The sequence below is a fragment of the Streptomyces sp. NPDC031379 genome (assembly GCF_055569615.1).
Map to the genome: position 1 here is coordinate 199,049 of NZ_JBVIIT010000014.1, position 26,407 is coordinate 225,455.

At 71.5% G+C, this 26,407-nt stretch carries 24 protein-coding genes and 1 pseudogene; 13 read left to right on the forward strand and 12 right to left on the reverse strand.

The genetic code is table 11. The features are described 5' to 3' along the window. Positions 1 to 98 precede the first annotated feature (98 nt). Entirely contained in the window at positions 99 to 383 is a 285-nt protein-coding gene (locus ACZ5CW_RS21740; RefSeq protein ID WP_468603731.1) for a hypothetical protein, read from the forward strand. Positions 384 to 622: 239 nt separating this feature from the next. Here ACZ5CW_RS21740 and ACZ5CW_RS21745 read toward each other — a convergent pair. The 3 genes and pseudogenes from ACZ5CW_RS21745 to ACZ5CW_RS21755 all read right to left on the reverse strand — a co-directional run bounded on the left by ACZ5CW_RS21745 (position 623) and on the right by ACZ5CW_RS21755 (position 3,265). After that, positions 623 to 1,291: pseudogene (locus ACZ5CW_RS21745) on the reverse strand (nucleotidyl transferase AbiEii/AbiGii toxin family protein). Positions 1,292 to 1,296: 5 nt separating this feature from the next. Further along, positions 1,297 to 1,689, reverse strand: a complete 393-nt coding sequence (locus ACZ5CW_RS21750) for a hypothetical protein (protein ID WP_468603733.1) — start codon at positions 1,687 to 1,689, stop codon at positions 1,297 to 1,299. 430 nt (positions 1,690 to 2,119) lie between these two features. Next, a complete protein-coding gene (locus ACZ5CW_RS21755) occupies positions 2,120 to 3,265 on the reverse strand; it encodes a magnesium and cobalt transport protein CorA (RefSeq protein ID WP_468603735.1) in 1,146 nt (381 codons plus the stop codon). A 155-nt stretch (positions 3,266 to 3,420) separates the two neighbouring features. Between ACZ5CW_RS21755 and ACZ5CW_RS21760 the strand changes: the two genes are divergently transcribed. From ACZ5CW_RS21760 to dmpI, 3 genes are all read left to right on the forward strand, one after another. After that, entirely contained in the window at positions 3,421 to 4,545 is a 1,125-nt protein-coding gene (locus ACZ5CW_RS21760) for a winged helix DNA-binding domain-containing protein (protein ID WP_468603737.1), read from the forward strand. Between the two features lie 32 nt (positions 4,546 to 4,577). Further along, the gene (locus ACZ5CW_RS21765; protein WP_468603739.1) at positions 4,578 to 5,444 is read left to right on the forward strand and encodes a LysR family transcriptional regulator; all 867 of its coding nucleotides are present in this window, start codon (positions 4,578 to 4,580) and stop codon (positions 5,442 to 5,444) included. 106 nt (positions 5,445 to 5,550) lie between these two features. Continuing rightward, positions 5,551 to 5,733, forward strand: coding sequence for a 4-oxalocrotonate tautomerase DmpI (gene dmpI, locus ACZ5CW_RS21770; RefSeq protein ID WP_468603741.1), 183 nt, complete (start codon positions 5,551 to 5,553; stop codon positions 5,731 to 5,733). 126 nt (positions 5,734 to 5,859) lie between these two features. Here the strand turns inward: dmpI and ACZ5CW_RS21775 are convergent, their stop codons facing one another. From ACZ5CW_RS21775 to ACZ5CW_RS21785, 3 genes are all read right to left on the reverse strand, one after another. Then, complete coding sequence (locus tag ACZ5CW_RS21775) at positions 5,860 to 6,651, reverse strand: S1 family peptidase (RefSeq protein ID WP_468603743.1); 792 nt, start codon at positions 6,649 to 6,651, stop codon at positions 5,860 to 5,862. 205 nt (positions 6,652 to 6,856) lie between these two features. Next, a complete protein-coding gene (locus ACZ5CW_RS21780; RefSeq protein ID WP_468603745.1) occupies positions 6,857 to 9,718 on the reverse strand; it encodes an ATP-binding protein in 2,862 nt (953 codons plus the stop codon). Between the two features lie 163 nt (positions 9,719 to 9,881). Next, positions 9,882 to 10,712 carry a helix-turn-helix transcriptional regulator gene (locus ACZ5CW_RS21785; RefSeq protein ID WP_468603747.1) on the reverse strand — a complete coding sequence of 277 codons (831 nt, stop codon included), beginning with the start codon at positions 10,710 to 10,712 and terminating at the stop codon, positions 9,882 to 9,884. 115 nt (positions 10,713 to 10,827) lie between these two features. Here ACZ5CW_RS21785 and ACZ5CW_RS21790 point away from each other — a divergent pair, with 115 nt between their 5' ends. Further along, on the forward strand, positions 10,828 to 12,501 hold the full coding sequence (locus tag ACZ5CW_RS21790; RefSeq protein ID WP_468603749.1) for an AMP-binding protein: 1,674 nt from the start codon (positions 10,828 to 10,830) through the stop codon (positions 12,499 to 12,501). After that, on the forward strand, positions 12,498 to 14,087 hold the full coding sequence (locus ACZ5CW_RS21795; RefSeq protein WP_468603751.1) for an AMP-binding protein: 1,590 nt from the start codon (positions 12,498 to 12,500) through the stop codon (positions 14,085 to 14,087). The genes ACZ5CW_RS21790 and ACZ5CW_RS21795 overlap by 4 nt, the downstream gene beginning before the upstream one ends. 116 nt (positions 14,088 to 14,203) lie before the next feature. On the opposite strand, the gene ACZ5CW_RS21800 is transcribed toward ACZ5CW_RS21795, so the two are convergent. After that, positions 14,204 to 15,001, reverse strand: a complete 798-nt coding sequence (locus ACZ5CW_RS21800; RefSeq protein WP_468603753.1) for a hypothetical protein — start codon at positions 14,999 to 15,001, stop codon at positions 14,204 to 14,206. Between the two features lie 272 nt (positions 15,002 to 15,273). Between ACZ5CW_RS21800 and gcl the strand changes: the two genes are divergently transcribed. Beyond that, positions 15,274 to 17,061, forward strand: coding sequence for a glyoxylate carboligase (gcl, locus tag ACZ5CW_RS21805; RefSeq protein WP_468603755.1), 1,788 nt, complete (start codon positions 15,274 to 15,276; stop codon positions 17,059 to 17,061). A 79-nt stretch (positions 17,062 to 17,140) separates the two neighbouring features. Here gcl and ACZ5CW_RS21810 read toward each other — a convergent pair whose 3' ends face one another. The 5 genes from ACZ5CW_RS21810 to ACZ5CW_RS21830 form a co-directional block, all read right to left on the reverse strand. Further along, a complete protein-coding gene (locus ACZ5CW_RS21810) occupies positions 17,141 to 17,884 on the reverse strand; it encodes a TIGR04222 domain-containing membrane protein (RefSeq protein ID WP_468603757.1) in 744 nt (247 codons plus the stop codon). Between the two features lie 175 nt (positions 17,885 to 18,059). After that, on the reverse strand, positions 18,060 to 18,293 hold the full coding sequence (locus tag ACZ5CW_RS21815) for a hypothetical protein (protein ID WP_468603759.1): 234 nt from the start codon (positions 18,291 to 18,293) through the stop codon (positions 18,060 to 18,062). Between the two features lie 404 nt (positions 18,294 to 18,697). Further along, positions 18,698 to 20,161 carry a catalase gene (locus ACZ5CW_RS21820; RefSeq protein WP_468603761.1) on the reverse strand — a complete coding sequence of 488 codons (1,464 nt, stop codon included), beginning with the start codon at positions 20,159 to 20,161 and terminating at the stop codon, positions 18,698 to 18,700. 174 nt (positions 20,162 to 20,335) lie between these two features. Then, a complete protein-coding gene (locus ACZ5CW_RS21825) occupies positions 20,336 to 21,226 on the reverse strand; it encodes a 2-hydroxy-3-oxopropionate reductase (protein ID WP_468603763.1) in 891 nt (296 codons plus the stop codon). A 42-nt stretch (positions 21,227 to 21,268) separates the two neighbouring features. Further along, on the reverse strand, positions 21,269 to 22,117 hold the full coding sequence (locus ACZ5CW_RS21830) for a TIM barrel protein (RefSeq protein ID WP_468603765.1): 849 nt from the start codon (positions 22,115 to 22,117) through the stop codon (positions 21,269 to 21,271). A gap of 157 nt (positions 22,118 to 22,274) precedes the next feature. On the opposite strand from ACZ5CW_RS21830, the gene ACZ5CW_RS21835 reads away from it, so the two are divergent. The 6 genes from ACZ5CW_RS21835 (at position 22,275) to ACZ5CW_RS21860 (ending at position 26,394) form a co-directional block, all read left to right on the forward strand. Further along, a complete protein-coding gene (locus tag ACZ5CW_RS21835) occupies positions 22,275 to 22,538 on the forward strand; it encodes a hypothetical protein (RefSeq protein ID WP_468603767.1) in 264 nt (87 codons plus the stop codon). Between the two features lie 47 nt (positions 22,539 to 22,585). Further along, positions 22,586 to 22,897, forward strand: coding sequence for a helix-turn-helix domain-containing protein (locus ACZ5CW_RS21840; RefSeq protein ID WP_468603810.1), 312 nt, complete (start codon positions 22,586 to 22,588; stop codon positions 22,895 to 22,897). Between the two features lie 146 nt (positions 22,898 to 23,043). Then, positions 23,044 to 23,556, forward strand: coding sequence for a 2-oxo-4-hydroxy-4-carboxy-5-ureidoimidazoline decarboxylase (gene uraD, locus ACZ5CW_RS21845; protein WP_468603769.1), 513 nt, complete (start codon positions 23,044 to 23,046; stop codon positions 23,554 to 23,556). Between the two features lie 4 nt (positions 23,557 to 23,560). Continuing rightward, positions 23,561 to 23,965, forward strand: coding sequence for a hydroxyisourate hydrolase (gene uraH, locus ACZ5CW_RS21850; protein WP_468603770.1), 405 nt, complete (start codon positions 23,561 to 23,563; stop codon positions 23,963 to 23,965). A 4-nt stretch (positions 23,966 to 23,969) separates the two neighbouring features. Further along, the gene (pucL, locus tag ACZ5CW_RS21855) at positions 23,970 to 24,917 is read left to right on the forward strand and encodes a factor-independent urate hydroxylase (RefSeq protein WP_468603772.1); all 948 of its coding nucleotides are present in this window, start codon (positions 23,970 to 23,972) and stop codon (positions 24,915 to 24,917) included. A gap of 64 nt (positions 24,918 to 24,981) precedes the next feature. Continuing rightward, positions 24,982 to 26,394 carry a nucleobase:cation symporter-2 family protein gene (locus tag ACZ5CW_RS21860; RefSeq protein ID WP_468603774.1) on the forward strand — a complete coding sequence of 471 codons (1,413 nt, stop codon included), beginning with the start codon at positions 24,982 to 24,984 and terminating at the stop codon, positions 26,392 to 26,394. Positions 26,395 to 26,407: the final 13 nt, after the last annotated feature.

The window sequence follows — 26,407 nt, forward strand, 5'->3', positions numbered from 1 at the left end:
GCCGCCCACGACGAGATCTTCTTGAAGCTGTCTACCTGGACGGGTGGTGTCCAGGGAATGCTGAGCATTGTCAGTCGGACGCTCACGGCTCCGCGTGGGTGGCGTACGAGCTGCTCGAAGGATGGGGAGATCGCGAGGAGGACCGGCGTCCTGATGATCTTGAATTTCTGGAGTATCTGGTTAAGGAGAGTGGTGCGCTAACGGACCCCGAGCTCACACAGTTGCTGGCTGTAGCCCGTTCTCCGGTCTGCTGGGAGTTGCTGACCGTCGAGGAACAGTGGCTAATGCGACGCACCGGGTTCTATGAGGAGCGCGACGCGTTCACCGCGGCTGTACGCGATCATCTGAAGGAGTCTCCCGCATGTACCGTGGTGGGCGGGTAGGCGGCGTCTCCTTCTGCCGTGGTTGCCGACGGCATCCAGTCGGGCCTCCCGTCCTCCGACAACGCGTAGTTCGTAGACCAGGACTATGCGCGGCTCACTAAAGGTCGACACGACAGGTGACAACGGCGGCGAGCTGTCAGGCTTAGTAGTCCGTTTGCGTGCCCGGGGCCGTGTGACGGAGACCTGACTCTGGTCGGTCTCGTGGACACCTGGCCAGATGCGGTCTCGCCTGGGTGTGATCAGTCGATGTCCGGGTCGTCGTACTCTTCGAGGAGGCGGGCCGCGAGGTCGTCGGCCCACTCCGTGGCCCAGGTGCGGAGAGCGATGATGGTGGCATCGTCGAGGCCGTAGACGGCGAAGGCTTCGTCGTCGGTCCACTCGGCGCCAGTGAGGTTTGCCTGGAGGTCCTCGCGCTCGAAGCGGCCGCGGGCGTGGCGGCGGCCGAACTCCTCGAGCTCGGCGTTCGTCCAGCGGCGGGAGGCAGCGAACACGTCGATCAGGTCGCGGGGCGCTCCGCGGTCGGCGAGGGCGCGAACCTTGGTCCCGATCACGTCCTCCGCCGCCAGGACAGGCCCGTACGGGCTCTGGGCGATGGGCCGCCAGAAGATCTCTTTGAGGATGTCGACTTCGCACTCCTGCCCGGTGGCCGGGTCGGTCACGGTGAAGCGAGCGGACAGCGGGGCCGTCTCCAGCGCCTGCACCTTCCAGCCCCGGGCCGCTAGACCGCTACAGAGTGCGGCCGCGATGTCGGCCATGGGCGCCGGGTTCTCGGTGGCGACATCGAGGTCCTGGCTGGGGCGGTTCACGAGGCGGTGCGCCCTCACGGCCTACCCGCCGGTGAGGACCAAGGGATACGGCGAGCCGAGGGCGATCACGTCCGCCAGGAGCCGCGTGTGCAGCTCCGGCATGTCCGTCACGCGGCTGCCCGGGTACGGGAGGCGGGCTGGGGGAAGGCGTCCTCCCACACGGTGCGCACGGTGCGACCGATGAGGGTGCGCAGCACTGGCCACAGCTGGAGGAGCAGGTCCTGGTTGAGGTAGCGGGGCAGGTCGTCGCGCAGGCCCTCGTGTAGGACGGTGCGGTACAGGCCCATGCGCTGGCGAGGTTTGCTCAGGTCGTACGAGGTCATCCCGGACCAGGCCAGGTGCAGTGGCAGCTCCACGACACCGCGGGTCGGCCCATGCAACTCGTCCAGCGACTCCGGTAGACGGCGCCGGAACTTTTCCCGGTACAGCGCGAGGTCCTCGGCGTCTGCACCGGAGAGGTTCCTCGGCCCGGGTGCGGTGTGCTGCGGGTGGGAGGCCATGCCCCCATTATGACGGCCGCCGAAGCGGTGCGGGTCGTGAGCGAGCAGGACGCACGCTGCCGACCGCTTACGCACTCGACCTTGTACGCGCCGTCGGAGGCCGTTCCTGCACATGCTGACGTCGACTGCCTTCGCGCTGGAGGGTGACGGGCGGCTTGGCGCCGGTATCGGGAGGCCGCACAGGGGCGGGGGCTTGTGGCTCCATTCATGGAGCCAATGTCACTGTCTGTTGTCCGTTGCGGGTGCAGCAAGGTCGGCCGGCGAGATGCTGGGGGGAACGGGGCGGGGGCGAAGTCGCAGGCGCAGGACCTGTGTCGTCAGCCGATTCTCCACGGATTCTCCCCAGCGCCTTCAGGAGGGTGAAAGACCTGGTCAGAGGCTTAACTGAGGCAGGTGGACGAGATCCTTCGCATCACTTCTCCCCAGGGACTCAGAGCCAGTCCCGCCGCTTGAAAATCACGTACAAACTGATGCAAACAACCCCCATCAAGCCGATCGCGAAGGGATAGCCGAAGATCCAGCTCAGTTCCGGCATGTGCGTGAAGTTCATGCCGTAGATGGTGCCGACGAGCGTGGGGGCGAAGAGGATCGCCGCCCACGACGAGATCTTCTTGACCTCCTCGTTCTGTTCGAAACCCGCCTCCGCCAGTGCACGCATCTCCGCGTTCTGCTGCTGGGTGACGAGGGTCGCGTTGACCGTGAGGATCTCGGTGAGGGCCTGGCGGAAGCCGTCGACGCGTTCGCTGATGTGCGTGACGTGGTCGGCGACGTCACGGAGGTAGCGCTGGAGTTCCTCGTCGGTCTCGTACTTGGCGAAGCCGGCCATCAGGCCGTGCAGCATGCCGACGAGCGGGCGGGTGGCGCGCTGGAACTCCACCATCTCCCGGGAGAGTTCGTAGATGCGCCGGGAGACCTCGGGGTCGCCGCGGAACACCTCGGTCTCGATCTCGTCCACGTCGTTCTGTACGCCGGAGACCACCGGGGCGTAGCCGTCCACCACCGCGTCGAGAATCGCGTACAGGACCGCCTCCGGGCCGAGTCTCAGCAGCTCGGGGGAGTCCTCCATACGGCGGCGGACCGCCGAGAGGTCGGGCGCCGCGCCGTGCCGGACCGTGAGGACGAAGTCCGGGCCCACGAACACGTGCAGCTCCCCGAAGTCGACCTCCTCCGGCGCGTCCAGGTAGCGGGCGGCGCGCAGGACGACGAACAGCGTGTCGCCGTACCGCTCCAGCTTGGGCCGCTGGTGCGCCTCCATCGCGTCCTCGACGGCGAGCGGGTGCAGGCCGAACTCGGCTGCCAGGGACTGCAGTTCGGCCCCGGTGGGGCGGGCGAGGCCGATCCAGGCCATGCCCGGGGGCCGCTCGCGCAGCTCGCGGTAGGTCTCGGCGAGCGTGGCGGGGGAGGAGACGCGGACGCCGTCGCGGTACAGCGCCGCCCGGACGACGCCCGCGGGTCCCGCGGGCCGCGCCGGACCGGCACCGGGTGCGGCCGCCGCGGCGGGGGGCTGGGGCGGGGTGGGGGCGCGGCGCCAGACCGGCTTGCGGCCGCCGTTCCTGCCGCCTTGTCGCTCGGACATCGCCTGCCTCTCCGTCGAGCCTGCGTGCGGGCGTGACCATTCAGCGGGGCACGAGAAGGATATCCGCGACATCCCGGACCCGTGCCCGACACGGGGGAGAGGCTCGGCGGGAGTCGCGGACAGAGGGTGTCCGCAAGCGGAGTTAGCGTGCGGGCATGACGAAGAGCAGCGCGAACAAGAGCAGTACGGCGAGCGCCCCCGTCCTGGACGCGCGTGCCCTGAACCGTGCCACGCTGGAGCGACAGCTGCTGCTGCGCCGCTCCTCGCGGTCCGCCCCGGACGCCGTACGCCACCTGCTCGGCCTCCAGGCGCAGAACGTCACGCCGCCGTACTACGCCCTCGCCGCCCGCCTGGACGCCTTCACGCCGGAGCACCTGTCCGCGCTCATGGCCGGCCGCGAGGTCGCCCGGATCGTCACCCTGCGCTCCACCCTGCACACCCACACCGCCGACGACTGCCTCGGCCTGCGCCCGTTCGTCCAGCCGGCCCGTCACCGGGAGCTGACGCACTTCCGCAAGGGGCTGGGCGGCGTCGACCTGGACCGGCTGGCCGCACTCGCCCGTGAGCTGGTCGAGGCCGAGCCGCACACCATGGCCCGGTTGCGGCAGGCGCTCGGCGCCGAGTGGCCGGACGCCGACCCGCGGGCCCTGGCCGTCGCCGCCCGCTGCACCCTCCCGCTCGTCCAGGTCACCCCACGCGGCCTGTGGGGCGAGAGCGGCCAGGTCTGCCTCACCACCGCCGAGCACTGGCTGGGCCGCCCGGCCGGCCCGGCCCCGGCGCCGGAATCCGTCGTCCTGCGCTATCTCGCCGCCTTCGGCCCGGCCTCCGTGCAGGACATGCAGACCTGGGCCGGACTCACCCGCCTCCGGGACGCCTTCGAGCGGCTGCGCCCCGAACTGGTCACCTTCCGGGACCCCCGCGGAACCGAACTCTTCGACCTGCCCGACGCCCCGCGCCCCGACCCGGACACCCCGGCCCCGCCCCGCTTCCTGCCCGAGTTCGACAACCTCCTCCTCTCCCACGCCGACCGCACCCGGGTCGTACCGCCCGCGTACCGGGGCCGCCACTGGCAGGGCAACCAGGCCTACCGCACCCTGCTCGTCGACGGCTTCCTGGCCGGTCTGTGGAAGCTCGACGGCGACACCCTCGTCATCGAGACCTTCGCCGAGCCGACCAGGGCCCAGCGGGAAGAGGTGACCGCGGAGGGAGAGCGGGTGCTGCGCGTCATGCACCCGGGCGCCGCGTACGACATCCGGTTCGCGGACGTCGTACGGCGGTGAGCCCCCGCGAAGCCGCCGTCTACAGTCGGGCCATGGAACTCCGCCAGCTCAGCTACTTCGTCGCCGTCGCCGAGGAGTTGCACTTCGGGCGCGCGGCCGAGCGGCTGCACATCGTGCAGTCGGCGGTCAGCCAGCAGATACAGCGGCTGGAGCGGGAGCTGGGCGCCGCGCTGTTCGACCGTTCGCCGCGCCGGGTGCGGCTGACCGGAGCGGGGGAGCGGCTGCTGCCCGAGGCGCGGGCGGTGCTCGCGGCGGCCGAGAGGGCACGGGCGGCCGTGGCGGGACCCGCCGGGCTGCGCCTCGGCACCAGCACCGGGCTCGGCGCGCACCTGGACCGGGTGCTCGCCGCGTTCGCCGAGCGGGCACCGCAGGTGCCGGTGGAGCTGGTCTCGCTGCCGGCCGGCGAACGGCTGGCCCGGGTGGCGGCGGGCACGCTGGACGCCGCGTTCGTCCGGTCGGCCGAACCCCCGCCCGGCGTAAAGGTGCTGCCCCTGTGGCCGGACCCGCTGGTGGCCGCGCTCCCGGCCGGGCACCCGCTCGCCGCCCGGGACGAGATCGACCTCGCGGACCTGGCCGGGCTGCCCCTCGCCCTCACCCCGCGCCGGGCCAACCCCGCCCTGGTCGACCTGGTGGTCGGCGCCTGCCACGCGGCGGGGTTCGAGCCGGTTCCGGGACCGGCCGGCGGCTCCCTGCACGACACCCTCGCCACCATCGGCGCCCGGCCGCTGTGGACGGTCGTCTACGCCTCCCACGCGCGCGTGCTGCACACGCCACGGGTGGCGTTCGTGCCGTTCCGCGCGCCCGGCCTCGCCCTCGCCACCGGCCTGGCCGTACCCGCCGCCGACCCGGCCCCGTATCTGGACACCCTGCTGCTGGCCTGCGACGATCGCGATCACTGATCGCTGCGGTCGCGCACTGCTCCTTGGTCGCGGGGGCGGCAGGCGATGGACTGGACCCGACGGAACATCAGGCGGCAACCGCCGCCCCGTACAAGGGAGTCCAGTCATGCCGATCGTCACCATCCAGCAGGGCCCGCGCGACGCCGAACTCAAGCGGGACCTCGTCAAGCGGGTCACCGACGCCTTCGTCGACGCGTACCGGATCCCGGCGGAGACCGTGCAGGTGTGGATCCACGAGGTGCCGGCCGACAGCTGGGGCGCGGCCGGGAAGCTCACCGCCGACAAGTAGCCGCCGACACGTAGCCGCCGCGCCCCACGGGGGTGGACGTGGATAGGGAGGCGTTGCGGGCCGCTCGTGGTGGCTCGCAACGCCCCCCTGGCTGCTACCCGAGGGGTGCTCGGGAAGTCTTCCGGGTCACGAGTTGACCTGCGTGGTCACCAGGTTCGAGAAGGTGGTCAGCCGGGTGTACACACCCGGGTAACCCGCCTCCGCGCACCCCTCGCCCCAAGAAGTGATCCCTGCCAGGACGCCCCCGATGAGCAGGGGACCGCCGCTGTCGCCCTGGCAGGTGTCTACGCCGCCGGAGGTGTATCCGGCGCACACCATGTCGGACTGGACGAAGTCCGATCCGTAGGAGGAACGGCAGCTGGAGTCGGACACGACCGGTACGGTCGCGGTCCGCAGCTGGTTGGAGGAGCTGCCGTTCTCCGAGGTGGTGCCCCAGCCGAGGATGCGGGCCGTGGTGCCGGCCGCGTACACGCCCGTCTGGGAGGAGGAGACGTACTTCGCCGTCGTGTACGGCATCGCCGTCGACAGGGTCAGCACGGCCACGTCGTCGCCGTTCGTGGCATCCGTGTAGTCCGGGTTGACCCAGATCTTGCTGACCTTGCTGACCGTGCCGTTGGTGCCGTTCAGATAGGTCCGGCCGCCGACCACCCGGACGCTGCTGGGCGTCTCGCCGACCATGCAGTGCGCGGCCGTCACCACCTTCTTGGCGGCGACCAGGGTGCCGCCGCAGAACTGGCTGCCGGACGCGTCCGTGATCTGCATCATGAACGGGTAAGCGGTCGTCGTGGTGGTCGTACCGCCGACGATGGGCTGGGGGGCGGCGCTCGCCGTGGGGGAGGCGAGCAGCGCGGTCGCCGCGGCGGCGGCGGTGGCCACCAGGGTCGCGGCGGTCTTTCTGGCACGTCTGGGCCCGAACATGAGTCTCCTCAGTGGGGGTTGCACCGGTGGGGGGTCGCGCGGGTGTGGGGTTGTTCACGGGGGTCGCGGGACCGACCCCCGTGTGCCCGGGCGAGCGGCACGCCCTTTACGCTAGGACCCGGACCCTCGGCTCCCAATGAGGGAACCCCCTAGGGGGTTGGGTGAGGGAAAACCCTCGGTCCGGTTCAGTTAACAAGATCGCCGCTCAGGGCGCGCGGCGACCTGCCGCCAATCGGACGATGTCGACGCGCGATCGGATCCCCAGCTTGCGGTAGACCCGGGTCAGGGTCGCCTCCACCGTCTTCACGCTGATGAACAGCCGGGCCGCGATCTCCCGGTTGGTGGCGCCCTCCATGACGAGCGCGGCGACCTGACGCTCCATCGCGGCGAGGGCGTCCAGCGCGTCCGGGGCGTCCGGCACGGCGAGCGCGGGTTCCGGCTCGGGGGTGGTGCGGGCTTCGTCCACTTGGCGCAGCCAGGGCAGCGCCCGGCAGCGGCGGAACATCCGGGTGGCCTCGTCGAAGGCGGCCGTGTTCTTCCGGGCCGTCTCCGCGCCACCCGCGCCAGGGGCTCGCCCGGGGCGCCGGCCCGGCAGCCGGGCCAGCGCGAAGGCGGCCCGTGCCTCCTCCAGCCCGTAGCCGAGCTTGGCGAGCCGGTCCTGAGCGGACGTCAGCTGGCCGACCGCGGCCTCCAGGTCTCCCCGGGCGGCGCGCACCAGGGCCTCGGCGCGGTCGAGGACGGCGAGGACGCTCTCCCGGCCGAGCCGGAGCGCGTGCTCGCGGCTCGCGTCGATGACGTCCTGTGCCTCGGCCGGTTCACCGATCCGGACCAGTGCCTCGGCGAGGTCGCCCTGCCACCGGCCGCGGGCCGGGTCGGTGATGCCGAGGCCCAGCTCCAGGCTGCGCACCCGGCGCAGCGAGCGGACCGTGCCCGCCGGGTCCCCGGCCACCAGTTGGGCGTATCCGAGGGCGCCCAGTGCCCGGGAGAGGTACATCTGGTCGCCGTCCTCCTCGGCGTGTTCCACCGCCTCCCTCGCGAGGGCGAGCGCCCGGTCCACGTCACCGCCGGAGGCCTCCGCGAGTGAGGTGAGCATCGCCGAGGCGGTCTCGCCGATCCCGGAGTCCCGGGCGAGCCGCAGGCTCTCGCGGGCCAGTTCCAGGGCCCGGCCGCAGTGCCCGGCGCGCAGTTCGGTCTCGGCCAGCCCGCGCAGGAAGTGCACCTCGCTCTCCACCGAGCCGCGCCGGCGCACCTCGCGCAGCAGCGCGGTGACCGTCGCCCGGGCCTCGGCCAGCTGGTCGCCCATGACCAGCCAGCGGAACCGGGCGCTGCCCGCCCCGTTGTGGTGCCAGGCCACCCTCGGGTCCTGGGGTTCCCGCAGGGCGCGCTTGATGGTGCGGGGCGCCTCCGGATGGCCCATCAGGGTCTCGGTCTGCGCCTGGAAGGCCAGGGAGAGCAGTTCGGTGCGCCGGTCCTGGCCGCGCGCGGCCAGCTCTGCGGCGTGCGCGGCGGCCTCGCGGGCCTCGGTGAAGTCGCCCTCCACGATCAGCGCCCGCCAGGCCAGCTGGTAGTGGACGAGGGCCAGCAGCCGGGGGTCGTCGCCGGCGTCGGCGAGGGCCTGCGGGAAGGCGGCGTCGACCTCCGCCATGGTGTGGCCGGCGGTGTCGATGACGATCATCCAGGCCCGTACCCGGTCGGCGGGCACACCAGCCCGGGTGAGCACCTCCCGGGCGATGTCCCGGGCCAGGTCGACCTCGCCGGCGGTGATCGCGTCCTCGGCGGCCCCCAGCCGGCGTTCCTCCTGGCTGGGCGTGCCGTCGGCCGGTGTGTGCCGGGCGGCGAGCAGCCCCAGGTGGGCGGCGACCGAGGGCGCCCCGCGGTCGCGGGCGAGGGCGGCGGCCTCGGCGAGCCGGGCGGCGACCTCCGGGTCGGTGCCGGTGGTGGCCAGTGCCAGGTGCCGGGCCCGTTCGATCGGGTCGGAGGCGGCGGTCGACAAGGCCGCGTGCGCGGCCCGCCGTTCGTGGACGGGGGCCTCCGCGTAGAGCGCGGCGGAGATCAGCGGGTGGGCGAACCGTACGGCCGGGGCGTCGGGCTCGGTGGCCAGCAGCCCGAGTTCGGCGGCCTGGGCGCACTCCGCCTCGGCGTGCTCCCGGCCGGCGGCGTGCAGCAGCGCCGGGGTGGGGCGGGCGCCGGCGCTGGCCACCAGCAGGGTGCGGCGGGCCTCCACCGACAGCATGTCCAGGCGGCTGAGCACCAGGGCGCGCAGCGAGGTGGGCACGGGCAGCGGCTCCCCCGGGCGGGGCGGGGTGGGGTTCTCGGCGAGGGCACGGCCGAGTTCCAGCGCGAAGAGCGGATTGCCGCCGCTGGTGCGGTGGATCTCGCGGACCGTGGAGCGGGGCAGGCCGCCGTGGCCGCGGTGGTCGAGCAGCTGGGCGACCTGGGTGCGGGAGAGCGAGCCCAGCCGGACGGCGAGCGTGCCCGGCGGGCAGGCGCGCAGATGACGGTCGTACTCCTGGCTCTCGGTGCCTTCCGTCCGCACCGCGCACAGCAGTTGCACCGGGGTGCCCTCCAGTCGCCGGGCGGCGAAGCCGAGAAGTTCGGCGCTGGCCGGGTCCAGCCACTGCAGATCGTCGGCGACGAGCAGGACGGGTCCCTGGGCGGCCAGGGCGCGCAGGGCGGAGAGCACCGCGAGGCGCAGGGCGAGGCCGTCGCGCTGGAGGCTGGACTCGCCGCGGCCGGTGAGCGCCGACTCCAGGGCGGTGCGCTGGGCGGCGGGCAGCCGGGGCGAGATGTCGTCGAGGACCAGACCGAGGAGGTCGGCGAGGGCGAGGAACGGCAGGTGGGATTCGGACTCGGTGGCGGAGCAGCGCAAGACGGTGCGGGCGGTGGCCGCGTATTCCTCGGCCAATGCCCGCAGGACGGTGGATTTCCCTATTCCGGCGGGGCCGTGGAGCAGCACACTGCCCCCCGAGGCGAGTTGGTCACGGGCGCTCGTGAACAGCTCCTCGCGGCCGATGACCAGGTCGGGGCGGCACCTGGCAGGCTCCTGGAAGTCCCGTCGCACGGTCACCGCTCCCCTCGTGTGTCGTGTCCGGGCCAAATTCTAGGCAACGATCCTCGAAATTCGGACGGAAGGCGTGGTGAGGGAAATAACAAACGGTCAAGCAGAGGGAAATTCAAAGCATCGCCGCATGAATGGGCAGGTTTCCTCACCGGCTTCCCTGTCCGGCCGGCTAGGGCAGCAGCCCCGCCCTGCGGGCCGCGGTCACCGCCTCCCCTCGGGTGTGCGCGCCCAGCTTCCGCATCGCCGTGCGCAGATAGCCTTTGACCGTCTCCGGGCGCAGCCCCAGCCGCTCGGCCACGGCCGCGTTGGTGGCACCCGCCGCCACCCAGGAGAGCACGTCCAGTTCGCGCGGCGCCAGGCTCGTGCCGTCGGCCGGCCGCGGCGCGGTCAGCAGCCCGCACGCGGCGAGCAGCTCGGCCCGCAGACACGGGTCGGCGATCCGCGGAGCCAGCGCCCGCAGCGCCGCGTGCGCCTCGCGCACCTGCTCCCGGGCGGCACTCCGCTCTCCGGCGGCGGGCTCCGGCCGGGCCGCCGCCAGCAGCCCCCGCGCCTCGTCCCGCACCACCAGCGCCTGCTCCACGTCCCGCGCCACCGCCATCGCCGCGCCCAGCGTGCGGTCGCCGAGCGGCTGGGCCGAACGCAGCGCGCCGTACAGCACCCCGCGCACCCGGCGCCGTACGACGACCGGCACCGCGAGCACCGAGCGGATGCCCTCGGCGGCCACCGGCACGTCGTACTCGTGGCTGATCTGCCGCGAACTGGAGTAGTCCGTCACCGCGCACGGGCGGGTCAGCGCCACCGCCTTGCCCCCGAGCCCGTTGCCGGAGGTCACCGCGAGCGAGCGCAGGGCGGCCGTGGCCGTGCCGCTCAGCTCGCTGATGCGGATCTGCGGCCGGCCCGACTCGACCAGCCCGCCGAAGGCGACCGGGAGCCCGGTCGTGTGCCGCAGCCGGGCCAGCGCGCCGCCGATCTCCACCGCTCCCGCCGCCTGTGCCGTCACTTTGTCCGCTCCTTCGGCCACCCACACCCCCGTTCGGGGGTAGTGAGACCTGCATCACGGATTAGACGATGCCAGAGAGCCGCCCGGCAATGGTCCGGAACATGGGAGGACACAGATGACGACGGCCACGGAGCTGTTCCGCAGTGCACGGGACTTCCTGCTGGAGCACCGAGAGGACTACGCCGGCGCCTACGAGGGGTTCGCGTGGCCGCGGCCCGAGCACTTCAACTGGGCGCTGGACTGGTTCGACGTGATCGCCGAGGGGAACGACCGGACCGCCCTGCACATCGTCGAGGAGGACGGCGCCGAGGTCCGGCTGTCCTTCGCCGAGATGGCCGAGCGGTCGAACCGGGTCGCCCACTGGCTGCGCGACCGGGGCGTCGCCGCCGAGGACCGCATCCTCGTCATGCTCGGCAACCAGGCCGAGCTGTGGGAGACCGCGCTGGCCGCGATGAAGCTGCGCGCGGTCGTCATCCCGGCCACCCCGCTGCTCGGTCCCGCCGACCTGCGCGACCGCGTCGACCGGGGCCGGGTCAAGCACGTGATCGTGCGGGCCGAGGACACCGCGAAGTTCGAGGGCGTGCCCGGCGCCTACACGAGGATCTCCGTCGGCGGACTGCCGCAGGAGGGCTGGGAGCCGTACGAGGACGCGTACAGCGCCCCCGCCGAGTTCCTGCCCGACGGCCCGACGCTGGCCGACGACCCGCTGATGCTCTACTTCACCTCGGGCACGACCGCCCGCCCCAAACTGGTGGAGCACACCCACACCTCGTACCCCGTCGGGCACCTGGCCACCATGTACTGGATCGGCCTCAGGCCCGGTGACGTGCACCTGAACATCTCCTCGCCCGGCTGGGCCAAGCACGCCTGGTCCAACCTGTTCGCCCCCTGGAACGCCGAGGCGACCGTCTTCCTCTACAACTACACCCGCTTCGACGCGGTCCGGCTGATGGCCGAGATGGACCGGGCCCGGGTCACCACCTTCTGCGCCCCGCCGACCGTGTGGCGCATGCTCATCCAGGCCGACCTCGGCCGGATCGCCACCCCGCCCCGCGAGGTCGTGGCCGCGGGCGAGCCGCTCAACCCCGAGGTCATCGAACAGGTGCGGCGGGCCTGGGACGTGACCATCCGGGACGGCTTCGGGCAGACCGAGACGGCGGTCCAGGTCTCCAACAGCCCCGGCCAGGAACTGAAGACCGGCTCGATGGGCCGCCCGAGCCCCGGCTACCGCGTCGAACTCCTCGACCCGGTCTCCGGCGCGCCCGGCGCCACCGAGGGGGAGATCGCCCTCGACCTCACCGAGCGCCCGGTCGGCCTGATGACCGGCTACCACGGCGACCCCGACCGCACGGCCGAGGCCATGGCGGGCGGCTACTACCGCACCGGCGACATCGCCTCCCGCGACGAGGACGGCTACCTGACCTACGTCGGCCGTGCCGACGACGTCTTCAAGGCCTCCGACTACAAGATCAGCCCCTTCGAGCTGGAGAGCGCGCTGCTGGAGCACGAGGCGGTGGCGGAGGCGGCCGTCGTCCCCGCACCGGACGAGCTGCGGCTCGCCGTGCCCAAGGCGTACGTCGTCCTCGCCGAGGGCTGGGAGCCCGGACCCGGCACGGCGAAGGCCCTCTTCGAGCACTCCCGTGAGGTGCTCGCCCCCTACAAGCGCATCCGCCGGCTGGAGTTCGGCGCGCTGCCCAAGACCGTCTCCGGCAAGATCCGCCGGATCGAGCTGCGCGAGGCCACGGCCGCGGGCTCGGCCGACGAGTACCGCGAGGAGGACTTCCGGTGACCGCACTGTCGTACACGCACGGGACCGGCGAGACCGTCCTGCTCGGGGACACCATCGGCGCCAACCTGGACCGGGCCGTCGCCGCCTGGCCGGACCGCGAGGCGCTCGTCGACGTGCCGTCGGGGCGGCGCTGGACCTACGCCCGGTTCGCCGCGGACGTCGACCGGCTGGCGTCCGCCCTGCTGGCGAGCGGGATCACCAAGGGCGACCGGGTGGGCATCTGGGCGATCAACTGTCCGGAATGGGTCCTGGTCCAGTACGCCACCGCCCGCATCGGCGCGATCATGGTGAACATCAACCCGGCCTACCGCACCCACGAGGTCGAGTACGTCCTCGGCCAGGCCGGGATCTCGCTGCTCTTCGCCTCCCTGAGCCACAAGACGAGCGACTACCGGGCGATGGTCGACCAGGTGCGGGGCAGCTGCCCCGCGTTGCGGGAGGTCGTGTACATCGGGGACCCGAGCTGGGAGGCGCTGCTCGGGCGCGCGACGCCCGACGTGCCGCACGAGCCGCTGTCCTGCGACGACCCCATCAACATCCAGTACACCTCGGGCACGACGGGCTTCCCCAAGGGGGCCACCCTCTCCCACCACAACATCCTCAACAACGGCTACTTCGTCGGCGAGTTGACCGGCTACACCGAGCAGGACCGGATCTGCATCCCGGTGCCCTTCTACCACTGCTTCGGCATGGTGATGGGCAACCTCGCAGCCACCTCGCACGGCGCCTGCATGGTCATCCCGGCCCCCTCCTTCGAGCCGAAGGCCACCCTGGAGGCCGTCCAGCAGGAGCGCTGTACGTCCCTGTACGGCGTCCCGACGATGTTCATCGCCGAGCTGAACCTCCCCGACTTCGCCTCCTACGACCTCTCCACGCTGCGCACCGGCATCATGGCGGGCTCGCCCTGCCCGGTGGAGGTGATGAAACGGGTGGTCGCCGAGATGCACATGGAGGAGGTCTCCATCTGCTACGGCATGACGGAGACGTCACCGGTGTCCCTGCAGACGCGGATCGAGGACGACCTGGAGCACCGCACCGCCACCGTCGGCCGCGTCCTGCCGCACCTGGAGGTCAAGGTCGTCGACCCGGCCACCGGGGTGACCCGGCCGCGAGGCAGCGCGGGCGAGCTGTGCACCCGCGGCTACAGCGTGATGCTCGGCTACTGGAACGAGCCGGAGAAGACCGCCGAGGCCGTCGACGCGGGCCGCTGGATGCACACCGGGGACCTGGCGGTGATGCGCGAGGACGGGTACGTCGAGATCGTCGGCCGGATCAAGGACATGATCATCCGGGGTGGCGAGAACGTCTACCCGCGCGAGATCGAGGAGTTCCTCTACGCTCACCCGAAGATCAGGGACGTCCAGGTCGTCGGGGTGCCGCACGAGGCGTACGGCGAGGAGGTCCTGGCCTGCGTCATCCCGCGCGACGAGGCCGACCCGCTCACCCTGGAGGACCTGCGCGCCTTCTGCCACGGCCGGCTCGCGCACTACAAGATCCCCAGCAGGCTCCAGATCCTCGACTCCTTCCCGATGACGGTGTCCGGGAAGGTGCGCAAGGTCGAACTGCGGGAGAAGTACCAGGTGTGAAACGACGGGAATCGAGCATCCGGTGAATGCTCGACGGCGGGTCCCGGGCAGGCGAGCGCGCCGTCGGCGGCGCACTCGGCCCGGGACCCGTCGGCACGGCCGCCCGCGCGGGGCGGTCAGACCCGCCCGTCCCGCGTCCTCGTCCCCGGCTCCGGCGCGCCTTCGGCGTTCAGCGCGTCGGCCGGGTCGTTCGCCGGCTGCGGAACACCCGCGAGGTCCAGGACGAACAGCGGGACCGCCAGCGCGGCGGCGCCGGTGCGGGCCTCGTCGGTGTACCCGGCGAGGGAGAAGTACACGCAGTCCGCGGACTCCGTCATCGCCGTCAGCCACAGGCACTCCACGTCCCGCGGCGCGGCCGGCCGTACGGTCGGGTCCACCTGGGCGAGCAGCCCGCGGGCGGCGAGCCCGATGCCGTGCGCCGGCCGCTGGTCGGCGCGGCGGATGTCCCGGTAGCCGAGCCAGCGCAGATAGAGCGCGGCGGCCGTGACGGCGTCGCGCGCGGTCCGTATGGTGCGGGGCTGGAAGGCGGGGCGGCGAGCGGCCGCCCCGGCCGGAGCGGGCTCCGCCGCCCCCGTCCGCGCTCGGGCCTCCCCCTCCGCCGGTGCCCGCCCCTGCGGCGGTGCCGGGTCCTGCCCTGCTCCCCGGACCTCCGGCGGTGCCGCGACCGGGACGCGCAGCACCGTGCCGCACGGGCAGCCCAGCTCCGGGTGCGGCCACTGGTTGCGGCGCCCGCAGACGGCGCACGGCACGGTGAGCCACTCGTCGTCCCAGGCGCGGTGTGCCGCCACGACCGGCTCGGCGGCCGGATCCGGGCACGGGGCGGTGGGCGCCCCGCAGGCGCACGGATATGCCGGCGCGGTGTAGAGGTGCTCCCGCCGACAGGCCGGACAGCGCACCGGCACGCTCTCGGGCATGGCCCACTCCAAGGCGTCGCGTCGCAACAGTCGTCTCAGGACAGCGACCCCCATCGTCCTCCTGCCGCACCCCCCTTGTCCGGCGCTTGCCGCGTCCCGGTCCTGTCCCGGCGAGCCTTCTGCCTCTCTTGACGGCGTTCGCCCGCCCCCCTACATTGATTCCAGATAGTAGAAGTTAAGTTCCGTAATGCGGAAGTTTGACAATCTGGAGACTGTGCTCACCGCGGGGCGCGACGGGAGTACGCATCCGACAGCCGAAGCAGGAGTACTCGATGGCTCGTATGACCGCTGCCCGCGCGGCAGTTGAGATCCTCAAGCGCGAGGGCGTCACCGACGCCTTCGGTGTGCCGGGCGCGGCGATCAACCCGTTCTACAAAGCCCTCAAGGAGGGCGGCGGCATCAACCACACCCTCGCCCGCCACGTCGAGGGTGCCTCGCACATGGCCGAGGGCTACACCCGCACCGAGCCGGGCAACATCGGCGTCTGCATCGGTACCTCCGGCCCGGCCGGCACGGACATGATCACCGGCCTGTACTCGGCCATCGGTGACTCCATCCCGATCCTGTGCATCACGGGCCAGGCGCCCACCCACGTGATCCACAAGGAGGACTTCCAGGCCGTCGACATCGCCTCGATCGCCAAGCCGGTCACCAAGATGGCGGTGACCGTCCTGGAGGCCGCGCAGGTCCCCGGCGTCTTCCAGCAGGCCTTCCACCTGATGCGCTCCGGCCGCCCCGGTCCGGTCCTGATCGACCTGCCGATCGACGTCCAGCTCACCGAGATCGAGTTCGACCCGCAGACGTACGAGCCGCTGCCGGTCTACAAGCCCGCCGCGACCCGCGCCCAGATCGAGAAGGCGATCTCCTACCTGCTCGCCTCCGAGCGCCCCGTCATCGTCGCCGGCGGCGGCGTCATCGGCGCCGACGCCTGCGACCTGCTGGTGGAGTTCGCCGAGCTGACCGGGACCCCGGTCATCCCGACCCTGATGGGCTGGGGCACGCTGCCCGACGACCACGAGCTGAACGCCGGCATGGTCGGCGTCCAGACCTCCCACCGGTACGGCAACGCCAACTTCCTGGAGTCGGACTTCGTCCTCGGCATCGGCAACCGCTGGGCCAACCGTCACACCGGCTACCAGCTCGACACCTACCGTCAGGGCCGCACGTTCGTCCACGTCGACATCGAGCCCACCCAGATCGGCAAGATCTTCCCGCCGGACTACGGAGTCGTCTCCGACGCCAAGGCCGCGCTGGAGCTGTTCGTCCAGGTGGCGAAGGAGCTGAAGGCGGAGGGCAGGCTGCCCGACCGCGCCGACTGGGTGGCCTCCACCCAGGAGCGCAAGGCGACCCTGCTGCGCCGTACGCACTTCGACAACGTGCCGATGAAGCCGCAGCGCGTGTACGAGGAGATGAACAAGGCATTCGGCCCGGACACCCGGTACGTCACGACCATCGGTCTCTCCCAGATCGCCGGCGCGCAGATGCTGCACGTCTACAAGCCGCGCCACTGGATCAACTGCGGCCAGGCCGGCCCGCTCGGCTGGACCGTCCCGGCCGCGATCGGCGTCGCCAAGGCCGACCCGGACTCCCCGGTCGTCGCGCTCTCCGGTGACTACGACTTCCAGTTCATGATCGAGGAGCTGGCGGTCGCCGCCCAGCACAAGATCCCCTACGTCCACGTCCTGGTGAACAACGCCTACCTGGGCCTGATCCGTCAGGCGCAGATCGGCCTGGACATCAACTTCCAGGTCAACCTGGAGTTCGAGAACATCAACACGCCGGAGATCGGCGTCTACGGCGTGGACCACGTCAAGGTCGCCGAGGGCCTGGGCTGCAAGGCGATCCGGGTGACCGAGCCCGACCAGCTGGGCGCGGCCTTCGAGCAGGCGAAGAAGCTGGCCGCCGAGTACCGGGTGCCGGTCGTCGTCGAGGCGATCCTGGAGCGGATCACCAACATCTCGATGAGCCGCACCATGGACATCAGCGACATCTCCGAGTTCGAGGACCTGGCCACCGAGCCCGGCCACGCGCCGACGTCGATCAAGCCGCTGAAGGTCTGACCCGCCGGAGGCGAACGAGGGGCGGTCCCTCCCGGTGGGAGGGACCGCCCCTTCGCCGTGTCCGCGCACCGGCCGGCCCTCAGCCGAACCCGCCGCCGCATCCCCCGCCGTAGTCGTGGCCGCCGCCGTACCCGCCGCCGTGGTCGTGACCGCCGTGACCGCCGTGGCTGCCGTGGTCGTGGCCCCCACCGTGGCCGTCGTCGCCGTCCCAGCCGGTCAGGCCCGCGTCGTAGTCCCCGCCCAGGCCCTCGTCACCGGTGATGTCGCGGAGGCTGTTGCCGCGGCCGAACGGGAAGCGGCCCACGTCCGCGAGCGCGCCCCGGCCGGTGAGCCCGGCCTCACGGGTGAAACGCGGCGCGAGAGCGGTCAGCGCCCGCTCGCCGTACAGCGCGACGGCGAGCAGCACCTCCTGCTCCGGCAGGCCGTCGGGCCCGGCGGGGAGCGGATGGCGCTCGCGCAGCGCCGCCAGCAGCCGCCGGGCGGCACGGGTGCGGCCCGGCGGCAGCGCCCGCAGCAGTCCCGCCGCCGCCAGTTCGGCCCGCATCCGGGCGAGCGCCCTTCGCACCACCGCGCGGTCGGGCAGCTCCCACGGTCCGGCGGGCCGGTAGAGACCGGTACGGACCGCCTTCTCCAGCGGATGCCGGAAGGGCCCGGCACTGCCCGTCCCGGTCTTGCGGAGCGTGCCCGGCCGGCCGGCCTCGACCGCGCCGCGCAGATGCAGGCCGAGCACCGCGACGGTCACGGCGGCGCGGCCGCCGCCCCGCAGCAGGGCGACCGCGCACGGGTCCGGCGGGTCCGGCGGAATCGACGGCGTACGGCTCATGAGGCACCCCCGAGCGGGGCCCGCCGCCCCCGTGCCGGCGGGCCCCGTGTGCCGATAATGTGCCCTGGCGCGGGGGTGGTTGAAGCCTCCGTCACCGTGTTCAGAGGTTGATTTGAGGTTGCGTCGATTTCGAGGTGGCGCCGCCCGGCCCACGACCGCTGTCGTCCGGTGGCCGCTACAGCTCGTGCTCCGACAGTCCCGGCCAGTCGTCGGGGCCGCCGCCCTGCCACTCGATCAGGTCACTCTCCTCCACCTCGATCCGGTCCAGATCGGCCAGTCGAAGGATCTCCACGACGTCGTCCAGGTGGGACGCGAGCCCCAGTGTCACGTCCCCCTCGGTGACCCGCCGCGAGCCGTCCAGAGCGGGCGCGTGGACCACGATGTGCGGATAGTGCGTCGGATTGCCCATGGCATCAGCGTGCTGCGGAAGCGGCCCCGGCGCACCCCCAGCCCGGAACGCCGGAGGCGCCCCCTGGACCAGGGGGCGCCTCCGGCACCGTGTGGTTGCCGTCCGACGGCGCGAGGCTGGGCGCGACAGGTCGTTCGCGCCGCCGGACGGGGCGGGTGGCCCCCTGCGGGGGCTGGGTGGGACCGCGGCGGCTGCGACGGAGCCGGGAACCCTTCCCTCAGGTCGAGAAGGGCACGCCGTTCCTTCACCACCGCACTGGCTCGCATGCCGCCGCGGTCTCGCCCTGCCCGCGCCCCGATCCGACGGCCACCCCTCATCCGGGCCGTCCGGCGTAGCGCGCGGGCCGCGTGCGGACGTCATGACCTCCCGTCAGACGCCGTACGCTGCTTGCGGTTTCCTGGGAATCAGTCCTCGCGCAGGGCGCGGACCGCCTCCTCCACGCGCTTGCCGTACTCCGGGTCGGCGGCGTGGAAGTGGGCCAGGTTCTTCTCGATCACGTCGTCGCGGGAGACCTGCGACAGGCCGCCGGCGATGTTCGCGACCAGACGGGACCTCTCCTCACCGGACATCAGGCGGTACAGCTCGCCGGCCTGGAAGAAGTCGTCGTCCTTGGTGTGGAGCGGGGCCTCGTGGTTGCCGGTGTGGCCGGCGACCGCCAGGGGAGCCGACAGCGGGCGGCCGGTCTCCACCGGGCCGTCGTAGGAGTTCGGCTCGTAGTTCTTGGCGTGGCGGCCCTGGGCGTTGGACGCCATGAGGCCGTCCCGGCCGTAGTTCCGGGCGCCGCCGGGAACGGCCTTCGGGGCGTTCACGGCGAGCAGGGTGTGGTTGACGCCCAGGCGGTAGCGGTGGGCGTCCGCGTAGGCGAACAGCCGGCCCTGGAGCATCTTGTCCGGGGACGGGCCGATGCCGGGCACGAAGTTGTTCGGGGAGAACGCGGCCTGCTCGACCTCGGCGAAGACGTTGTCGGGGTTGCGGTCCAGCACCAGGCGGCCGACCCGCTGCAGCGGGTAGTCCTTGTGCGGCCACACCTTCGTCAGGTCGAACGGGTTGAAGCGGTAGTCCGCCGCCTCGGCCGCCGGCATGAGCTGCACGTACAGGGTCCAGGACGGGTGCACGCCCCGCTCGATGGCCTGCAGCAGGTCCGTCTGATGGGAGTTGCCGTCCTTGCCGGCGATCTCCGCGGCCTGCTCGCTGCTCAGGGACCGGATGCCCTGGTTGGTCTTGAAGTGGTACTTGACGAAGAAGGCCTCGCCCTCGGCGTTCGTCCACTGGTAGGTGTGCGAGCCGTAGCCGTTCATGTGCCGGTACGACGCCGGGATGCCGCGGTCGCCCATCAGCCAGGTCACCTGGTGCGTGGCCTCGGGGGCGTGCGCCCAGAAGTCCCAGACGTTGTCCGCCTCCTGGCGGCCCGTGAAGGGGTCGCGCTTCTGCGAGTGGATGAAGTCGGGGAACTTGATCGGGTCCTTGATGAAGAACACCGGGGTGTTGTTGCCGACGAGGTCGTAATTGCCCTCCTCGGTGTAGAACTTCACCGCGAAGCCGCGCGGGTCGCGGACGGCGTCCGCGCCGCCGAGGGAGTCGGCGACCGTCGAGAAGCGCACGAACACCTCGGTGCGCTTGCCGATCTCGCTCAGGAAGTCGGCGTGGGTGAAGCCGGTGACGTCGTCCGTCACCTCGAAGTGGCCGTAGGCGCCGGAGCCGCGGGCGTGCACGACGCGCTCCGGGATCCGCTCGCGGTTGAAGCGCGCGAGCTTCTCCAGGAGGTGCTGGTCCTGGATCAGGAGCGGGCCGCCGACGCCGGCGGAGGCGGAGTTCTGGTTGTCGGCGACCGGTGCGCCGGCCTCTGTCGTGAGCACGCGCTTCGACATCGTGGACCTTCCGTGCGGGTGTCAGCGGAAACCTGTTTCCGCTTTGTGGAGCCTAGAAGTGGGGCGATCTGAGCGTCAACAGTTTGTTGAAGTTGATTCCGGGCCGCGGCGACGCCTGGGCGCGACAGGACAGGTGTCAGCGGCACCGCGGCCCGGAAGTCTCGAAGAGGCCGGTCAGACCTGGGCGCCGGACAGGCGCTCGACGGCGCGCAGCAGCGCCGAGTGGTCCAGGCCGCCGTCGCCCTGGGCGCGCAGCGACGCGACCAGCTGGGCGACCACGGCACCCACCGGCAGGGCGGCGCCGACGGTGCGGGCGGCGTCGGTGACGATGCCCATGTCCTTGTGGTGCAGGTCGATGCGGAATCCGGGCTTGAAGTCGCGGTTCAGGAAGTTGTCCGTCTTGCGTGTCAGTACGGTCGAGCCGGCGAGGCCGCCGTTGAGGACGTCCAGCGCGGCCTTCAGGTCCACACCCGACTTCTCCAGGAAGACCACGGCCTCGGCGCACGCCTGGATGTTCACGGCGACGATCAGCTGGTTGGCGGCCTTCACGGTCTGACCGGAGCCGTGCGGGCCGCACAGCACGATGGTCTTGCCGAGGGCGTCGAAGATCGGCTTGGCCTGGTCGAAGTCGGCCTGGTCGCCGCCGACCATGATCGACAGCACGGCCTCGACGGCGCCGGCCTCACCGCCGGACACCGGGGCGTCCAGCACCCGGACGCCCTTGTCCTCGGCGGCCTTCGCCAGGTCGACGGAGGTCTGCGGGGTGATCGAGGACATGTCGATCAGCAGGGCGCCGGCCCTGGCGTTCTCCAGGATGCCGTCGGGGCCGTAGGCGATGGCCTCGACCTGCGGGGAGGCGGGGACCATCGTGATCACCACGTCGGCGTCCCGGACCGCCTCGGCGATCGAGCCGGCCGCGGTGCCGCCGGCGCCGGCCAGGCGGTCCAGCTTGTCCTGCTCCAGGGTGTAGCCGGTGACCTGGTATCCCGCCTTGATCAGGTTCTCGGACATGGGGGAGCCCATGATGCCGAGGCCGATCCAGGCGATCTTGGGAAGACTGCTCATGATTGCGGGTGCCTCTCTCACTGCTGTGCAAAGTCGGGGGGTTCAGCGCGCTTCGCGCGGGAGCCACTCGAAGGCCTCGGCGCTCGGGCGGTCGCCCGGCTTGTACTCGAGGCCGACCCAGCCGTCGTAACCGGCCTTCCTGAGCCGGCCGAGCAGTTCCTCCAGCGGGAGCGAACCCGTCCCGGGGGCGCCGCGGCCGGGGTTGTCGGCGATCTGCACGTGCCCGGTCTTCGCCGCGTACCGCTCGATGACCGCGGGCAGGTCCTCGCCGTTCATCGACAGGTGGTACAGGTCCATCAGGAACTTCGCGTTCCCGAGTCCCGTCGCCGCGTTGACCTTGTCCACGATCTCGATCGCCTTGGGCGCGCTCACGATCGGGCACTTCGGCGACTCGGGCCGGTTCAGGGCCTCGATCAGCAGGATCGCGCCGATCCGGTCGGCGGCCCGCGCCGCGAGGGCGAGGTTCTCCAGGGCGAGCGCGTCCTGCTCGGCCGGGTCCACGCCCTCGACGCGGTTGCCGTAGAGGGCGTTCAGGGCCCTGCAGCCGAGGGACTGGGCGAAGTCCGCGGCCACGTCGATGTTGGCGCGGAACTTCTCCGACTCCTCACCGGGGACCGACAGGGCGCCGCGGTCCGGGCCCGGCAGCTGTCCGGCGTAGAAGTTCAGCCCCGTGAGCTGGACGCCCGCGTCCTCGATCGCCTTCTTCAGGCCGTCCAGCTCGGACTGCTCGGGGGTGGGGGAGTCGACCCAGGGCCACCACAGCTCGACCGCGGTGAAGCCCGCCGCGGCGGCGGCCGCGGGGCGCTCCAGGAGCGGGAGTTCCGTGAAGAGGATCGACAGGTTGACGTTGAAGCGCTGGTCTGCGGCTGTGCTCCATCCAAACCCTGGCATTCGGGCCGCGCTCCCTTCCGTGTCGAGATTCCGTATTGCGGAAGTTCGTTTCTGCTTAATGGAAGATTGCCGTCGTGTGTCGACGCTTGTCAAGGGGGCCGGCGGCCGGTCCTCACCGGCCCGCCCGAAAATCCGTGCCGCGCGTTAGGTTGAGCGCGTGCGATTGAGAGTGGAGTTCACGACCGAGCCCTTCGACCTGGACGAGGCGCCCGCGCACGCCCTGGCGGCGCGGCAGGTCATCGAGACGGCGGAACTGGACGCCGTGGACGTCGGCCCGTTCGGCAACACCGCCGAGGGGGGCGCGGACGGCGTGCTCACCGCCGTCGACGCGCTGCTGCGCAAGTCCCTGGAGGCCGGTGCCACCCGGATCTCGCTCCAGGTCAACGTGATCGAGGACGGGAACCGGGAGGGCGATAGGTGAGCGTGGAGGAGCCCTTCATCGCGGCGGTGAAACCGCTGGTCGACGCCATGGGCGGGGAGATGATCCCGCCCGACGAGGCCGGTCCCGAGGATGTCGTCCTCGCCTGGGAGGGCGCCGACCTCGTCGCCGTGCGCCTGCCCCAGCTGGCCGACTCCCTCGACCACATCCTGGCCGCCATGGAGCGCAGGCAGGGCAGGCCGCTGGCCGACCTGGACCGCAAGGCCAAGCAGGAGGTCGTACGGATCCTGGAGGCGCGGGGCGCCTTCGCCGTACGGCACGGCGTGGAGACGGTGGCGAGCGCGCTGGGCGTCAGCCGCTTCACCGTCTACAACTACCTCAACCGGGAGAAGGGCACCTGAGCGGGCGGAAGGTTTCCTGAGCGGGCCGGGAGCCCCGCCGCTTGTAACGCGGATTTTTCAACAAAGTGTTGACGTGGTGTTTCCGAGGGCGTTAGCTATCGGCAGCCCGTTCAGCACGAAGGCCGTATCCGGCCACGGAGGCTCCCGTGACTTCGACTTCCACGCCCCCGGGCCTGGCCCGGTTCAACGACCTGGAGGAGAACGCGGCTCTCGCCGCCCTCCACGAGGCGTGCGCGTCCACCGAGTGGGCCCGGCGACTGCTCGCCGCCCGCCCGTACGCCACCGTGGAGGACCTCTGGACCGCCAGCGACGCCGCCATGGCCGAGCTGACCACGGCGGACCTCGAGGAGGCGATGGCCGGGCACCCGCCGATCGGGCGCCCCAAGCCCGGCGACCCGACCTCCGCCCGCGAACAGCGCGGCATGGCCGGTGCCTCCGAGGAACTGAGGGCCGAGATGCTCGACCTCAACCTGGCCTACCAGGACAAGTTCAGTCATGTGTTCCTCATCTGTGCCACCGGCAGGACCGCCGAGCAGATGCGCGACGCGGTCAAGGAGCGGATCGGTAACGCGCCGGAGCAGGAGCGGGAGATCGTCCGCACCGAGCTGGGCAAGATCAACCGCATCCGACTGGCCCGACTCGTCGAAGAGGACGCCTGACACCATGAGCACCAGCACCACCGCCTCCGTGTCCACGCACATCCTGGACACCTCGATCGGCCGCCCCGCCGAGGGCGTCGCCGTCCGGCTCTCCGCCCGTCCGGGGCGCGACGCGGACTGGCAGGCGCTCGGCGGATCCGCGACCGACGCCGACGGCCGGTGCAAGGACCTGCCGGCCCTGCCGGAGGGGACCACCCACGTACGGCTGGACTTCGCCGTCGAGCCGTACTTCGAAATCTCTGCGAAGAAGCAAGCCGATGCGCAGCAGGACGCCCCCGCGAATCGGGACAGCGGACCTGGTGTGTTCTTCCCGGAGGTGGCGATCACGTTCGCCGTCGTACCGGGCGAGCACTACCACGTGCCGCTGCTGCTCAACCCGTTCGGCTACTCCGTTTACCGAGGGAGCTAGCTAAATGACCGTCAATTCCCGCCCTGCCCGCCCTGTGATCCTGGGACAGAACCAGTACGGCAAGGCCGAGAACCGGGTCGTCAAGATCACGCGGGACGGGGCCACCCACCACATCAAGGACCTCAACGTGTCCGTGGCGCTGAGCGGCGACATGGAAGAGGTCCACTACTCCGGTTCCAACGCCAACGTCCTGCCGACCGACACCACCAAGAACACGGTGTTCGCGTTCGCCAAGGAGTACGGCATCGAGTCCGCCGAGCAGTTCGGCATCCACCTCGCCCGCCACTTCGTCACCTCGCAGGAGCCGATCAGGACCGCGCGGATCCGGATCGAGGAGTACGCCTGGGAGCGGATCGAGACCTCCGACGCCAACTCCAAGTTCATCGGCGCCGACGAGGTCAAGCACTCCTTCGTCCGCCGGGGCCAGGAGACCCGGCTGACCCAGATCACCTACGACGGTGAGAAGTGGGAGGTCGTCTCCGGCCTGAAGGACCTGGTCGTGATGAACTCGACCAACTCCGAGTTCTGGGGCTACGTCAAGGACAAGTACACCACCCTTCAGGAGGCGTACGACCGCATCCTGGCCACCGAGGTCTCCGGCCGTTGGCGGTTCAACTGGACCGACGACGAGCAGAAGATGCCCAACTGGGAGAAGTCCTACGAGCAGGTCAAGAAGCACATGCTCCAGGCCTTCGCCGAGACCTACTCCCTCTCGCTGCAGCAGACGCTGTACCAGATGGGCGCGCGCATCATCAACAACCGCGGCGAGATCGACGAGGTCCGCTTCTCGCTGCCGAACAAGCACCACTTCCTGGTGGACCTGGAACCGTTCGGACTGAAGAACGACAACGAGGTCTACTTCGCCGCCGACCGCCCCTACGGCCTCATCGAGGCCACCATCCTGCGGGACGGCTGTGAGGCCCGTATCCCGGTCGACATGACCAACCTCTGACGCGGGACGCGCGCCCCCGGCCCCGCCACCCGGGCCGGGGGCCCGCCACACCGGAGGGAACAAAATGGCACAGCCTGCGAAGGGGCCCGCCACAGCCCCGCGTTCCACCCCGCCGGTGCACACCGAGGACGCCGTCACGTCCGTGCACCCGGTGGACGAGAAACTCCACCCGACGCGGCTCGTCCCCGCCGCGCTCCAGCACATCGCCGCGATGTACGCGGGCGTTGTCACTCCTCCGCTCATCATCGGCCAGGCCTGCGGACTCGACATCGCGGCCCGCACCCGGCTCATCGCCGCGAGCCTGCTCATCGCGGGCGTCGCGACCCTCCTGCAGACCATCGGCGTCAAGGGCTTCGTCGGCAACCGGCTGCCCTTCGTCAACGCCGCCTCCTCCGCGGGCATCGCCCCGATCCTCGCGATCGCCGAGACCAACAGCAAAGGCCACCAACTCCCCGCCGTCTACGGCGCGGTGATGGTCGCCGGCGCCTTCTGCCTGGCGGTCGGCCCGTTCTTCGGCCGGCTGCTCCGCTTCTTCCCGCCGCTGGTCACCGGTGTCGTCATCACCCTCATCGGGGTCACGCTGATGCCCGTGCCGGTGAGCTGGGCGCAGGGCGGCGACAAGACCGCCGCCGACTTCGGCGCCATGCGGCACCTCGCGCTCGCCGGATTCACCCTCGCCGTCATCCTGCTGATCCAGCGCTTCGGCAAGGGCTTCGTCAAGCAGGTCGCCCTGCTGTTCGGGCTGCTCATCGGCACCCTGGCCGCCATCCCCTTCGGCATGGCCGACTTCAGCGGCCTGAAGTCGGCACCCGTCGCCGCACTGCCCACGCCGTTCGCCTTCGGCGCCCCCGAGTTCCAGCCCGCGGCCGTCCTGTCGCTGTGCATCGTGATGCTGGTGCTGATGACCGAGAGTTCCGCCGGCATGCTCGCCCTCGGCGAGATCTGCGACCGCCAGGCGAACGCGAAGACCATCACCCGCGGCCTGCGCACCGACGGCATCGCCACCCTGCTCGGCCCGGTCTTCGGCGGCTTCCCCACCTCAGCCTTCGCCCAGAACGTCGGCGTCGTCTCCCTGACCCGGGTACGCAGCCGCTACGTCGTCGCCGCCGCCGGCGCCACCCTGCTGGTCCTCGGCGCCTTCCCGGTCCTCGGCGCGGTCGTCTCCCTGGTCCCCATGCCGGTCCTCGGCGGCGCGGGCATCGTGCTCTTCGGCTCCATCGCCGTCAGCGGCATCCGCACACTGTCCGAGGCGGGCCTCGACGACAGCTCCAACATCATCCTGGTGGCGGTGGCGCTCGGCGCGGGCATCATCCCGCTCGCCGCGCCCACCTTCTACGCCGACTTCCCCGCCTGGGCGCAGACCGTGCTCGGCTCCGGAATCAGCGCGGGAGCGCTCGTCGCGGTCCTGCTCAACCTGTTCTTCCACCACCTCGGCACCCGGAGCCGTCAGACGGCTCCGGCACTCAAATCCTCCTAGGGTCCTGCCGTGC